The sequence below is a fragment of the Leifsonia sp. 71-9 genome, assembly GCF_001898805.1.
Taxonomy (GTDB): Bacteria; Actinomycetota; Actinomycetes; order Actinomycetales; family Microbacteriaceae; genus Leifsonia.
In genome coordinates this window covers 1-12001 of sequence record NZ_MKVJ01000021.1, presented here as the reverse complement: position 1 = coordinate 12001, position 12001 = coordinate 1, and the positions used below count along the sequence as shown (strand labels likewise).

Genomic DNA, 12001 nt, shown 5'->3' with positions numbered 1-12001 from the left:
GGTTTCTGTCGACCAGGACAGTCAAGCGGAGCGCTGCTGAGGAACCTCTAAGGACGCCGCGCCGGACCCTGAGGATCCGCGAGGGCGCGCCGACAGCACGACCACGCAGACGACGATCGCGGCGAACAGCGCGAGGCTGACCGGTCCGGTGCCGAGACCGAGGCCGCCGAGCGCGTGGGAGCGCGAGAACCAGTCGGCGAAGGAGGCGCCGAACGGGCGGGTGAGCACGTAGGAGGTCCAGAAGGCGGCGGTGGCGCCCATCCCCCACCACCGGTAGGCGGCGCCGGGGATGGCGAACAGCACGCCGAACAGGAGGCCGGCGGCGAGGTAGCCCAGGCCGAACGTGACGGCGGTGAGGTCGCCGATCGCCGTGCCGAGCGCGAAGGTGGCGAGCACCGCGCACCAGTAGAAGAGCTCGCGCGCCCGCGTGTCGATGCGGTGCACCGAGAGGGTGCGCTGCGTTCCCCACCACAGCGAGAAGACCGCGGCGAGCACGACGGCGAACCCGATGGTCGAGACGAGATAGGGCACGCCGAACTGCACGTGCAGCACGTCGGCGACCATCGTGCCGAACACCGCGACCATGAGGACGGCCAGCCAGTAGACCCAGGGGATGTAGCGGCGCACGGCCAGCTGCAGCGCGAGCGCACCGGCGAACACGACGAAGGTGACCCCGACCGCGAGGTACGGGTCGACGGTCTTCACCAGGAAGTCGGAGGCGGTCTCGCCCATCGCGGTGGTGAGCAGCTTGGTCGCCCAGAAGAGGGCGGTCACCTCGGGTACCTTGTTGCGCAGCATGCTGACAGCATCGGCGACCGGCTCCCAGAAATCTCTGAGACGGCGCGCTCCTTAGTGCCGTCTGGGAGCCGGTCCGTCATGCTGGGGCCGGCGAGTGGAGGTGGCGAGTGGCGACGGAGAGACTGCGCGTGCTCCTGATCGAGGACGACCCGCGGCTCGGGCCGCTCATCGAGCAGGTGCTGACCGAGGTGTACGAGGTGACGCGGGTCGAGGACGGGGAGGCCGGACTCGCCGCGGGGCTGGCCGGCGATTTCGACGCGCTGGTCGTCGACCGGCGACTGCCGGGGCTCGACGGCGCGGAGGTCGTGACCGCGCTGCGCGAACGGCGGGTCGTGGCGCCCATCCTGATGCTCACCGCGCTCGGCACCGTGCGCGACCGCGTGGACGGCCTCGACGCCGGCGCGAACGACTACCTGGTGAAGCCGTTCGAGTTCGACGAGCTCCTCGCCCGCCTGCGCGCGCTGACGCGCACCTTCACGGGCGAGGGCAAGGAGATCGCGGTCGGCGGCTGGCGGTTCCACCCCGAGAGCCGGGCGATCTACTCCCCGTACGAAGGGCGCATCCTGCTGACCGACCGGGAGAGCGCGCTCCTGCGCCTGCTCGCCGAGAACCCGCTGCGCACCTTCTCGCGACGGCAGATCCTCGAGGCGGTCTTCGAGGCCGACGAACAGGACGGCACCGTCGACACCTACGTGCACTACGTGCGGCGCAAGACGGATCCCGACATCATCTCGACCGTCCGCGGTCAGGGCTACCGGCTGGGGCAGCTGTGAACGGCGCGCAGGAGGATGCCGATCTGCGGGAGGTGCGGGCCGCCTCCCGCACGGTCGGGCTGCAGCTGGCGATCGCCTCGGGCGCGCTCGTCGTCGCGGCCATCGGCGTCGCGTTCTTCTTCGTGCTCGATCAGCTGCGGCCGTCGGAGCTGCAGGAGCCGCCGAAGCCGGGCGAGCACAAGATCTACATCGACACGACCGAGGCGATGATCGCCTTCGTCGTCGTCGGAGTGCTGGCGGTGGCGATCGCGGGCGTCCTCAGCATGATCGTCACCCGCCGCGCCGTGCGCCCGCTCGGCCGCGCCCTCACGCTCCAGCGCGAGTTCGTCGCGGACGCGAGCCACGAGCTGCGCACGCCGCTCGCCGTGCTCGACGCGCGCCTCCAGGTGCTGCAGCGCGGTCTGCCGGACGGCGACCCCTCCGCGGCGACGGTCGCCGAGCTGCGGGACGACGCGCGGACGCTGATCGACGTGGTCAACGACCTGCTGCTCGCCGCCGACCCGGAGCGGGAAGCGGCGGTCGAGCCGGCGCCGATGGCCGTGCCCGTCGCGCGCGCGGTCGAGGCCCTGCAGGTGCTCGCGCGCGACGCCGAGGTGGAGCTGCTGCTCGACGCCGACCCGCAGGTGCTGACCACGATCCCGCCGGCCAGCCTGCAGCGCTGCGCGACCGCCCTCGTGGACAACGCGCTCGCCCACTCGCCGTCCGGCACCCGGGTGACGATCGGCGTCCTCCGCGACGGGGCGGACGCGGTGCTGCGCGTCGCGGACGAGGGTCCGGGGATCTCGGGGATCGACCCCTCCCGCATCTTCGACCGGTTCGCCCGGGCCCAGCCGAGCGTGCCCCGGCGAGCCGGCGCGGGCTTCGGCATCGGCCTCGCCCTCGTGCGCGAGATCGCCGCCCGGCACGGCGGCGGCGTCGCGGTCGAGACGACCGGACCGTCCGGCACAGTGCTGGCGATGCGGGTCCCGGCGTCTACGAATCCGCGCGCGACCGCCGGCGCAGCGTGATGGCGCGCACGAGCACCGGGACGACCGAGATCACGACGATGCCGATCAGCACCAGGTCGAGGTACTGCGCGACGAAGTCCGCGACGCCCGGGATGTGGCCGAGGCCGTAGCCGAGGAGGATGACGGCCGTCGCCCAGATCGCCGCGCCGACGACGTTGTAGACGGTGAACAGCGTCCAGTGCATGCGCCCGACACCGGCGGCGACGGGCGCGAAGGTGCGCACCACGGGCACGAACCGCGCCACCGTGACGGCGGCGCCGCCGAACCGGTCGAAGAAGTGCTGTGTGCGGTCCACGCTCGCCCTGCTGAAGAAGCCGGACTCCTTGCGCTCGAAGACCGCCGGACCGGTGCGGCGGCCGATCAGGTAGCCGACCTGATCGCCGAGCACCGCCGCGACGATCACTGCGACGATGATCACCCACAGCGGCTCGGTGAAGTGCCCGGTGAGGGTGAGCACCCCGGCGAAGAAGAGGAGGGTGTCGCCGGGGAGGAAGAACCCGACGAGCAGGCCGGTCTCGACGAACACGATCGCGCAGACGCCGAGGAGGGCCCAGGGTCCGGCGGCCTGGATGATGCCCTGGGGGTCGATGAGTCCGGTGGCGAGGAGTCCGGTGTGGGTCATGCGGTCAAGTCAAGCCGCGGCGCCCCAAGAATCCTCCAAGGACCGCGCGGCTCAGCCCAGGGCGAGCAGGCGCAGGGCGGCGCTCGCGTGCTCGGCGGCCTCCCGCCGGGTCGGCGCCGCCCGCAGGCCGAGCAGGCGCTGGCGGTGCGGCTCCCCCAGCAGGAGGGCGAAGAGCGCGGTCGCGCGTTCCGGGTCGGGATGCGGCAGCCTCCGGTCGAGGGCGGCAATATACGACCGCGGGCCGTCGGCGTAGAAGCGCTCGGCCAGACCGGGGAGGGTGCCGGCTTCCGCGATCATGAGCCGGTGCAGGCCGACCGCCTCGTCGGAGTGGAGGGTGAAGACGATGGCCGCAGCGAGCTCGGCGAGGCCGTGCGCGTCGTCGGGTTCGCCGAGCGCGCGCTCGCGCAACCGGTCGACGGCGGCGATGCCGATGTCCGTGCGGTCGCCGAAGTAGCTGTAGATGGTGCGCTTGGTGACGTGGGCCTCGGCGGCGATGGTGTCGAGGGTCACCTGGTGGAAGCCGCCGGCGAGGAGGAGGCGCACGGCCGCGTCGAGGATGTCGTCGCGGCGCTGGGCGCGCTCCTGCTCGGTGGGGCGGCCCCGCTTGCGCGGTGCTGCCGCGGTCGCCGGGGCGTCTCGGGAGGCCATCGCGCCTCCTTCGTGGTCGTCGCGGGTCCGGCTCCCATTCTACAATGAAACGAGTTTCGTATCATTATGGGACGACGAGGAGAACCCGCATGCCCCCATCCACCGCATCCACCCGCAAGCGGCCCGCCACGCGCACCACCCCCGCGCGCCCGGCCGCCGACGCCGCCCGGCTGCTCGCCTTCTACCGCCGGATGCTGCTGATCCGGCGCTTCGAGGAGCGCACCGCCCGCGCCTACACCGAGGCCAGGATCGGCGGGTACTGCCACCTCAACCTCGGCGAGGAGGCGACCGTCGTCGGCCTGATGTCTGCCCTCGAGCCCACCGACTACGTCTTCACGAACTACCGCGAGCACGGCTACGCCATCGCCCGCGGCATCGAGCCGCGACGCGTGATGGCCGAGCTCTACGGCCGCACCGACGGTGTCTCGCGCGGCTGGGGCGGCTCCATGCACATGTTCGACGTCGCCGCCCGCTTCATGGGCGGCTACGGGATCGTCGGCGGCCAGCTCCCCCTCGCCACCGGCGCCGCGCTGGCGATCGACTACCGCGGCGGCAGCGAGGTGGTGCTCTGCCTGATGGGCGACGGCACGACGAACATCGGCGCCTTCCACGAGTCGCTGAACCTCGCCGCCCTGTGGGGACTGCCGATCGTCTACGTGGTCGTCAACAACGGGCTCGGGATGGGCACCACCGTGGACCAGTCGTCGGCCGAGCCCGAGCTCTACAAGCGGGCGGCGGCGTACCGGATGGACTCCGCGCGCGTCGACGGCAACGATCCTGCGGCCGTGTTCGCAGCGGCGCAGGAGGCGATCGCCGGTGCACGAGCCGGGCGGCCGTTCCTGCTGGAGGCGACCTCCGGGCGGCTGAAGGGTCACTCGGTGGTCGACCCGGCCCGGTATCGCGCGGGTGCCGAGGTCGATGCGCTGCGCGCCGCGGACCCGGTCGCCGGGCTCGCCGCACGGCTCCTGGCCGACGGCGCCGCGACCGACGAGCTCCTCGCCGAGGTGGAGGCGGAGGTCGTGGCGCAGGTCACCGACGCCGCCGCGTTCGCCGAGGCGAGTCCGCATCCCGATGTCTCGACGCTCTTCGACTACACGTACGCGACGCCCGTCCCGAACGATTCGCGCCGCCTGCCGGGCGAGGCGCTGTTCCCGCAACCGCCGCGTCCCGTCGCGGCCTCGCGAGCGGGGGTGCCCGCATGAGCCGGATCAGCTACCGCCAGGCGCTGCACGACGCCCTGCGCAGCGAGATGCTCCGCGACGACGACGTCTTCCTCATCGGCGAGGAGATCGGGCTGTTCGAGGGCTCGTACAAGATCACCGCCGGGATGCTCGACGAGTTCGGGCCGAAGCGCGTGCGCGACACCCCGATCGCCGAGGAGGGCTTCACCGGCGCGGCGATCGGGGCGGCCATGCTCGGTCTGCGCCCGGTGGTCGAGATCATGACGATCAACTTCTCGCTGCTCGCGCTCGACCAGATCGTCAACCACGCGGCGAAGATCTACGGGATGTTCGGCGGCCAGACCCGCGTGCCGCTCGTCATCCGGACTCCCGGAGGCGGCGGCCAGCAGCTCGGCGCCACCCACTCGCAGAACATCGAGCTCTACTACGCGTTCGTGCCCGGGATGAAGGTGGTCGCCCCCTCCACCCCCGCCGACGCGAAGGCGCTCATGCTCGCCGCGATCCGCGACGACGACCCGGTGCTCGTGCTGGAGAACCTCGCCCTCTACAACACGGTCGGGGAGGTGCCGGACGACGACAAGCCCGCCGAGATCGGCCGGGCCGCGGTGACCCGCGCGGGCACGGACATCACCGTCGTCGCCTACTCCCGGATGGCGACGGTCGCCCTGGAGGTCGCCGAGCGACTGGCCGAGGAGGGCATCGACGTGGAGGTGGTCGACCTGCGCAGCCTGCGCCCGCTCGACCGCGACACCGTGATCGCGTCGGTGCGGAAGACGAACTGCGCGGTCGTGCTCGAAGACGACTGGCTCACCTACGGGATCGGCGCGGAGATCGCGGCGACGATCTCCGACGGCGCCTTCGACTGGCTCGACGCCCCCGTGCGCCGCGTCGCGATGGCGGAGGTGCCGCTGCCCTACGCCAAACCGCTGGAGACGGCCGCGCTGCCCTCGGCGGACGACGCGATCACCGCCATCCGCGAGACCCTCGACGCCGTCGCGCGCCGCCACTGAGCCGGCCACCGGCACCCGTATCGAGAAGAGAGCACCATGATCGACATCCTCATGCCCCGCCTGTCCGACACCATGACCGAGGGGGCGATCGCCGCCTGGCACAAGAAGCCGGGAGACGCCGTCGCGCCCGGAGACGTGCTCGTCGAGATCGAGACGGACAAGGCGCTGATGGAGCAGGAGGCGTACGAGGCGGGGGTGCTGGCCGAGATCCTCGTCGCCGAGGGCGAGAACGTCGCGATCGGCACGCCGATCGCGCGACTCGACGACGGGAGCGGGGAGGATGCGCCGGTCGCGGCCGCCGCACCGGCCGCGCCGGCCCCGCAGGCCGCGTCCGCCTCCACCTCCGCTCCCGCCCCCGCCTCCGCGTCCCCGGACCGTCGGCCCGCGTCGCCGCTCGTCCGCAAGATCGCCCGCGAGCGCGGCCTCGATCTAGCCGCGATCCCGGGCACCGGGCCTGGCGGCCGGATCGTCCGCGCCGACCTGGACGCGGTGCCGGTCGCGCCGGCGGTCGACCCCGTCCGGACGCAGGAGCAGCCTCCCGCCGACGCCTCGGCCCCGGCCCCGGCCCCGGCCTCGGCCCCGGCCCCGGCCGACCGGATCCCCTTCGACGGGATCCGCCGGGCGATCGCGTCCCGGCTCACCGAGAGCGCCACGACGGTTCCGACGTTCACGGTCACTGCGTCCGCCGACGTCGCCGGTCTGCTGGGCCTGCGCGCGGAGCTCAATGCCGCGGCCGGCGACGGAACGCGGATCAGCGTGAACGACCTCCTCGTCCGTGCCGTCGCCCTCGCTCTCCGGCAGCACCCGGGCGTGAACGCGTCCTACTCGGCGGCGGACGGCGGCGCGACCCTGCTGCACCGGCGCGTGAACGTGGGCATCGCCGTGGCGTCCCCGTCCGGGCTGGTCGTCCCCGTGGTGCCGGACGCCGACCGCGCCTCCGTGTCCACGATCTCCGCCGTCGCGCGGCGACTGGTCGAGAAAGCCGCCGACCGCACCCTCTCGGCCGCCGAGCTGGCCGACGGCACCTTCACCGTCAGCAACCTCGGGATGCACGGCGTCGAGCACTTCACCGCGATCATCAACCCGCCGCAGGGAGCGATCCTCGCGGTCGGCGCGGCGCGCGACGAGCTCGCGCTCGTGGACGGGGAGATCGTGAACCGCACGCGCATGCGGCTCACGATCACCGCCGACCACCGCATCATCGACGGGGCGCTCGCCGCGCAGTTCCTCGCGACGCTGGTGAGCCTCCTGGAGCACCCGTTGCGCGTGATCGCCTGAGGACACGAGCGTCCGGGTGCGGGAGGCGGTGGAGCGGCGGTCAGGCCGCCGAGCGGTGCGCGGCCGACTGCACCCGGGCCTCCGGGTAGTGGCCGAAGGCGGCGCTGTGGAGCACCGGGCCGCCTCCCGTCGCCGGGCCGAGCAGCGCCTGCGCCTCGGCCTGGTCGAACCTGCCGATGGTGCACGCGCCGATCTTCTGGTGCTGCGCGACGAGGAGCATGCTCTGGACGAGCTGGCCCGCCTCGAGCATGAGGAAGCGGTCCGCGTTCGGCCCGAAGTGCTGCTCCGCGGAACGGGGGTCGCCGACCGCGAAGACGTGCGCGGCCTCCGTGTCGGCGATGGTGCGGTTGGCGAGCACCCGCTGCAGCCACTCGCGGGGCGCGACCTCGGTGTCCAACGGGGCCAGCGTGTGCTCCCGCGGGTCGTAGCGGTAGAACGCGGCGGGCAGACCGTCGACGGCGCACGCGGCGACGACGCACGACACGGGGTACGCCCGACCCGGCGACGGCGTTCCTCGGCCGAAGACCTCCGTGAGGCCGGCCGACTCGTTGAGGAGCGTTCCCAGCACCGTGAGTGACAGGTGCTCGGCCGCGAACTCGTGCTGCGACCGGCGCTCGCGCAGCGCGGTGACGACGCTCACTCCCGACGCCGGGTAATAGAGGTCGGGCGAGGGGAGGGGGATCGTTCGCGCGGTCATCACCCCACCAGTCAAACCGGGCCGGGAGACGCGCGAGCGAGCGAACGCCGGAACTAACGCACCCTCCCCCGCACACGACGAAGCGCCCGGTTCGGGACCGGGCGCTTCATCGCGTTTCGTCAGCTCAGGGTCACTGCGCCGGCGGCATCAGGACGGAGTCGATGAGGTACACCGTCGCGTTGGCGGTGTGGACGCCGCCGCAGATGACGTTGGCGTCGTTGACCTTGATCGAGTCGCCGGAGCCGGTCACCGTGACGTCGCCGCCCTCGACCGTCTTGTGGGTGCCGTCGATGTCGGACGGGGAGATCTGACCGGGGACCACGTGGTAGGTGAGGATCTTGCTGAGCGTTGCGGCGCCCGCGTCGGTCTTCAGCGTGTCGAGGGTGGCGGAGTCGATCTTCGCGAAGGCGCTGTCGACCGGGGCGAAGACGGTGAACTCGCCGCCGTTGAGGGTGTCGACCAGGTTCACCTTGGGGTTCAGCTTGCCGGAGACCGCGGCGACCAGCGTGGTCAGCAGCGGGTTGTTGGAGGCGGCGGTGGCCACCGGGTCCTGCGACATGCCGGCGACGGAGCCGGCACCGGTCGGGACCTGCTTGGCGTAGGCGGCGCAGCCCGTACCGACGAGGTCGGCGGCCGGGTCGGCGGTGGCGGAGGCCGACGGCGTCGTCATCGCCGAGCCCGAGGACGAGGTGGACGACGAGCCCGTCCCGGAGCCCGACGAACATCCGGTGAGGGCGAGGGCGAGGGCCGCGACCGTTCCCGCGACGGCGAGTGAGATCTTGGAAGTGCGCATTGTGAGACTCCTTCGTGCAGTGATGTGACGTACTTCGACGTGCTTGCTACGACGGGGCTTCGGAGCCTCGCTCCCGATCGGATTGGAACGTCTTCCGGCCAATCCGATCGGGATGCCGCCGCCGAACGCAGGGCATGTACCTGACACTCGCGCTGATCGGATTCCTCGGCGGCCTCATCACGGGCATCTCCCCGTGCATCCTCCCCGTGCTGCCGGTGATCTTCTTCTCCGGCGGCGCGCAGAGCGACCGCGCCTCCGGCGCCTCCCGGTGGAGGCCGTACCAGGTGATCCTGGGCCTCGTGGTGTCGTTCAGCGTGTTCACGCTGCTCGGCTCGCTCCTCCTCGCGCTGCTGCACCTGCCGCAGGACGTGCTCCGGTACGCGGGCATCGTCGTGCTGGTGCTGATCGGCGTCGGCCTGATCGTGCCGAAGTTCGAGGAGATCCTGGAGAAGCCGTTCTCGTGGATCCCGCAGCGCAACGTGGGCACCGACCGCGGCGGCTTCGTGCTCGGCATCGCGCTCGGCGCGGTGTACGTGCCCTGCGCGGGACCGGTGCTCGCGGCGATCACGGTCGCGGGCTCGACGGGCAAGATCGGCGTGGAGACGATCGTGCTGACGCTGTCCTTCGCAATCGGCGCGGCCATCCCGCTGCTGATCTTCGCGCTGGCGGGCCGACGGGTCTCCGAGCGCGTGAAGGGGTTCCGCAAGCACCAGAAGGGCATCCGCATCACGGGCGGTGTGCTGATGGTCGCCCTGGCGGTCGGCCTGTTCTTCAACATCCCGCAGGCCCTGCAGCGGCTCATCCCCGACTACACGTCGGCGCTGCAGGACAACTTCTCGTCCTCCGACCAGGTGAGCCAGGCGCTCAACCTCGGCGGCCTGGTCAACGACCAGAACAAGAACCTCTCGAAGTGCACGAACGACGCCGACACGCTTCAGTCGTGCGGCACGGCTCCCGACATCACGGGCATCCAGCAGTGGTTCAACACCCCCGGGAACAAGCCGATCGCGCTCGATCAGGAGAAGGGCAAGGTCGTCCTCATCGACTTCTGGGCGTACTCCTGCATCAACTGCGAGCGCTCCATCCCGCACGTCGTCGCGTGGGAGAAGGCGTACAAGGCGGCGGGGCTGCAGATCATCGGCGTCCACTCCCCCGAGTACGCGTTCGAGAAGGTGCCGGCGAACGTCGAGTCGGCCGCGAAGGGCTTCGGGATCACCTACCCGGTCGCGATCGACAACAACCTGTCGACCTGGACCAACTACCGCAACCGCTACTGGCCGGCCCACTACCTGATCGACGCGAAGGGCACGGTGCGCAACGTGCAGTTCGGCGAGGGCAACTATGCCCAGACCGAGTCGCTCATCCGCCAGCTGCTGCAGCAGGCCAACCCGTCGGTGAAGCTGCCGGCTCCCACCGAGGTCGCCGACTCTACCCCGCAGGTCAGCAAGATCACGCCGGAGAGCTATCTCGGCTACACCAAGGTCCGCAACTACGACGGTCCCGAGAAGTACACCAGCGGCGCGCAGACGTTCAGCCTGCCGGCGAAGCAGGCCGCGAACACCTTCGCCCTCGAGGGCGGCTGGAACGTGGGCACCCAGTCCATCACCCCGTCGGCCGGCCCGGCGACCATCCGCCTCTCGTACACGGCGAAGGTGGTGCAGATGGTGCTCTCCGGCACCGGTGACGTCACGGTCGAGCGCGACGGCAAGAAGCAGACCGTGCACGTCTCGGGAGTCCCGAACGCCCGACAGCTGCTCTCGACCACGGACACGGGGAGCGGGACCCTGACGGTCACCGTGCCGCAGGGAGTGACCGCCTACTCCTTCACCTTCGGATAAACCCGCGCCCTGCCCACTGAGCAGAACGCAGCCGACGGGCCGCGGCCGGAGGTTTTGAGGGCCGCGACCCGTCGGGGTCTGTGAGGGGGATGCGCGCTAGCGGTCGAGTCCGCTCACGGCGAGCAGCTCGCGCCAGGCGACCGGGTCGGACAGGATGAGCAGGACCTCCGAGACCGGGACGATCGCGCCGTAGCGGTTGCCGCCGCGGCGGTCCAGGACCGCCGTGGCGAGCTCGCGGAGCTCGCGCACGGCGGCCATCTCGCGGTCCAGCGGGGTCAGCCGGCGCGGGGCGGCCCGACGCCACCACGTGCTCCGGCTGCGCTCCCACTGCCGCTGCTGGAGGGCGGCGACGACGCGCTCGGCCTCGGCCGGGAGGGCGGGGAGCACCCAGGCGTACGGGCGCTCCCCCTCCTCCTGCTCCTCGTCCGCGGCGTGCGCCTGCGCGATCGTCGCCTCCATCACTCGGCCGATCCTCCGCGGGTGCGGCGGATGCGGCGGCTCACCAGGTAGCCGGCCCCGGCGAGCAGTGCGCCCGCGAGGACGAGCCAGGCGCCCATCGCCGCGGCCGACTGCGCACCCTGCGCGTTCGAGCCGGTGTCGGCCAGTCCCGTCCAGGCACCGCCCTGCGTGGGCGCGGTGCCGTGGTCGACCGGCGCGGCGTCGAGCACCGTGAACGCCACCCGCACGGTCACACCGCCGGCGGTCGCCTCGATCTCGTGCGCTCCGGTGGCCGCCCCGGCGGGCACCACCAGCGGGGCCGTGAAGACGCCCTGCGCGTTGACCGTCGCCGTCCCGAGCGCGATCGGGTCGGAGTGGAGGGTGAAGGCCACCGTCTGGCCGGCCGGGAAGTGGTCGCCGTAGGCCACGACCGTCGCGCCGCGCACGGCGGACCCGGCGGAGAGGCTCAGCGTCGCATCCGCACCCGGCGCGACCGGGGCCTTCACGACGACCGAGGTCGTCGCGTCGGTCTGCGACGTGTCGCCGCGCGCCGTCACCGTGTAGGTGGCGTCGGCGGTGCCGGCCGGGATCGTCACCGTGGTGCTGATCGCACCGGAGCCGTCGGCCGTCGTCGAGACCGGCGTGGCCGGCGTGGTGCCCAGGGTGACGGCCACCGGCTCGCCCGCGGCGAACCCGTGCCCGGTGATCGTCACGTCCGCGCCGGGCAGGAACGTCCCCGCCACCGCGTCGAGCTTCGGCTGGTAGGCCTGGTCGACGTGGACCGTGGTGGTGACGGCGGTGCTCTTCAGCCCGTCGTCCACCGTGACCGAGACCGTGAAGTCGCCGGCGGTCGCGTAGGTGTGGGTACCGGCGACGGTCGCCGGGTCCGTTCCCGTGCCCGGGGTGACCGTCGCGTCG

Annotated in this window: 12 protein-coding genes and 1 pseudogene; 6 read left to right on the top strand and 7 right to left on the bottom strand. The window is 72.2% G+C overall.

Annotated features, from left to right (window positions below; translation table 11 throughout):
- Positions 1–21 precede the first annotated feature (21 nt).
- A complete protein-coding gene (locus BGO91_RS16480) occupies positions 22–798 on the bottom strand; it encodes a hypothetical protein (protein WP_290473817.1) in 777 nt (258 codons plus the stop codon).
- 107 nt (positions 799–905) lie between these two features.
- On the opposite strand from BGO91_RS16480, the gene BGO91_RS16475 reads away from it, so the two are divergent.
- Together BGO91_RS16475 and BGO91_RS16470 are read left to right on the top strand one after the other, a co-directional pair.
- Positions 906–1571 carry a response regulator transcription factor gene (locus BGO91_RS16475; RefSeq protein ID WP_290473816.1) on the top strand — a complete coding sequence of 222 codons (666 nt, stop codon included), beginning with the start codon at positions 906–908 and terminating at the stop codon, positions 1569–1571.
- On the top strand, positions 1568–2578 hold the full coding sequence (locus tag BGO91_RS16470; protein ID WP_290473815.1) for a HAMP domain-containing sensor histidine kinase: 1011 nt from the start codon (positions 1568–1570) through the stop codon (positions 2576–2578). The genes BGO91_RS16475 and BGO91_RS16470 overlap by 4 nt, the downstream gene beginning before the upstream one ends.
- On the opposite strand, the gene BGO91_RS16465 is transcribed toward BGO91_RS16470, so the two are convergent.
- Both BGO91_RS16465 and BGO91_RS16460 read right to left on the bottom strand, forming a co-directional pair.
- Positions 2544–3200 (bottom strand): DedA family protein, encoded by a 657-nt coding sequence (locus BGO91_RS16465; RefSeq protein ID WP_290473814.1) that lies wholly within the window; start codon positions 3198–3200, stop codon positions 2544–2546. The genes BGO91_RS16470 and BGO91_RS16465 overlap by 35 nt on opposite strands.
- A 51-nt stretch (positions 3201–3251) precedes the next feature.
- Complete coding sequence (locus tag BGO91_RS16460; RefSeq protein WP_290473813.1) at positions 3252–3848, bottom strand: TetR/AcrR family transcriptional regulator; 597 nt, start codon at positions 3846–3848, stop codon at positions 3252–3254.
- Positions 3849–3937: 89 nt separating this feature from the next.
- Here BGO91_RS16460 and pdhA point away from each other — a divergent pair, with 89 nt between their 5' ends.
- From pdhA to BGO91_RS16445, 3 genes are read left to right on the top strand one after another with little or no spacing between them, the layout of a single operon-like run.
- Entirely contained in the window at positions 3938–5050 is a 1113-nt protein-coding gene (gene pdhA, locus BGO91_RS16455; RefSeq protein ID WP_290473812.1) for a pyruvate dehydrogenase (acetyl-transferring) E1 component subunit alpha, read from the top strand.
- Entirely contained in the window at positions 5047–6039 is a 993-nt protein-coding gene (locus BGO91_RS16450; RefSeq protein ID WP_290473811.1) for an alpha-ketoacid dehydrogenase subunit beta, read from the top strand. The genes pdhA and BGO91_RS16450 overlap by 4 nt, the downstream gene beginning before the upstream one ends.
- Positions 6040–6075: 36 nt before the next feature.
- Positions 6076–7317, top strand: coding sequence for a dihydrolipoamide acetyltransferase family protein (locus BGO91_RS16445; protein WP_290473810.1), 1242 nt, complete (start codon positions 6076–6078; stop codon positions 7315–7317).
- 40 nt (positions 7318–7357) lie between these two features.
- On the opposite strand, the gene BGO91_RS16440 is transcribed toward BGO91_RS16445, so the two are convergent.
- The gene (locus tag BGO91_RS16440; RefSeq protein WP_290473809.1) at positions 7358–8014 is read right to left on the bottom strand and encodes a SagB/ThcOx family dehydrogenase; all 657 of its coding nucleotides are present in this window, start codon (positions 8012–8014) and stop codon (positions 7358–7360) included.
- Between the two features lie 130 nt (positions 8015–8144).
- Complete coding sequence (locus tag BGO91_RS16435) at positions 8145–8807, bottom strand: fasciclin domain-containing protein (protein ID WP_290473808.1); 663 nt, start codon at positions 8805–8807, stop codon at positions 8145–8147.
- A 134-nt stretch (positions 8808–8941) separates the two neighbouring features.
- On the opposite strand from BGO91_RS16435, the gene BGO91_RS16430 reads away from it, so the two are divergent.
- Positions 8942–10645 carry a cytochrome c biogenesis protein DipZ gene (locus tag BGO91_RS16430; protein WP_290473807.1) on the top strand — a complete coding sequence of 568 codons (1704 nt, stop codon included), beginning with the start codon at positions 8942–8944 and terminating at the stop codon, positions 10643–10645.
- Positions 10646–10741: 96 nt separating this feature from the next.
- Here the strand turns inward: BGO91_RS16430 and BGO91_RS16425 are convergent, their stop codons facing one another.
- Together BGO91_RS16425 and BGO91_RS16420 are read right to left on the bottom strand one after the other, a co-directional pair.
- The gene (locus BGO91_RS16425) at positions 10742–11104 is read right to left on the bottom strand and encodes a hypothetical protein (RefSeq protein ID WP_290473806.1); all 363 of its coding nucleotides are present in this window, start codon (positions 11102–11104) and stop codon (positions 10742–10744) included.
- A pseudogene (locus BGO91_RS16420) lies at positions 11104–12001 on the bottom strand (hypothetical protein); the annotation flags it as partial. The gene BGO91_RS16425 and the pseudogene BGO91_RS16420, both read right to left, overlap by 1 nt.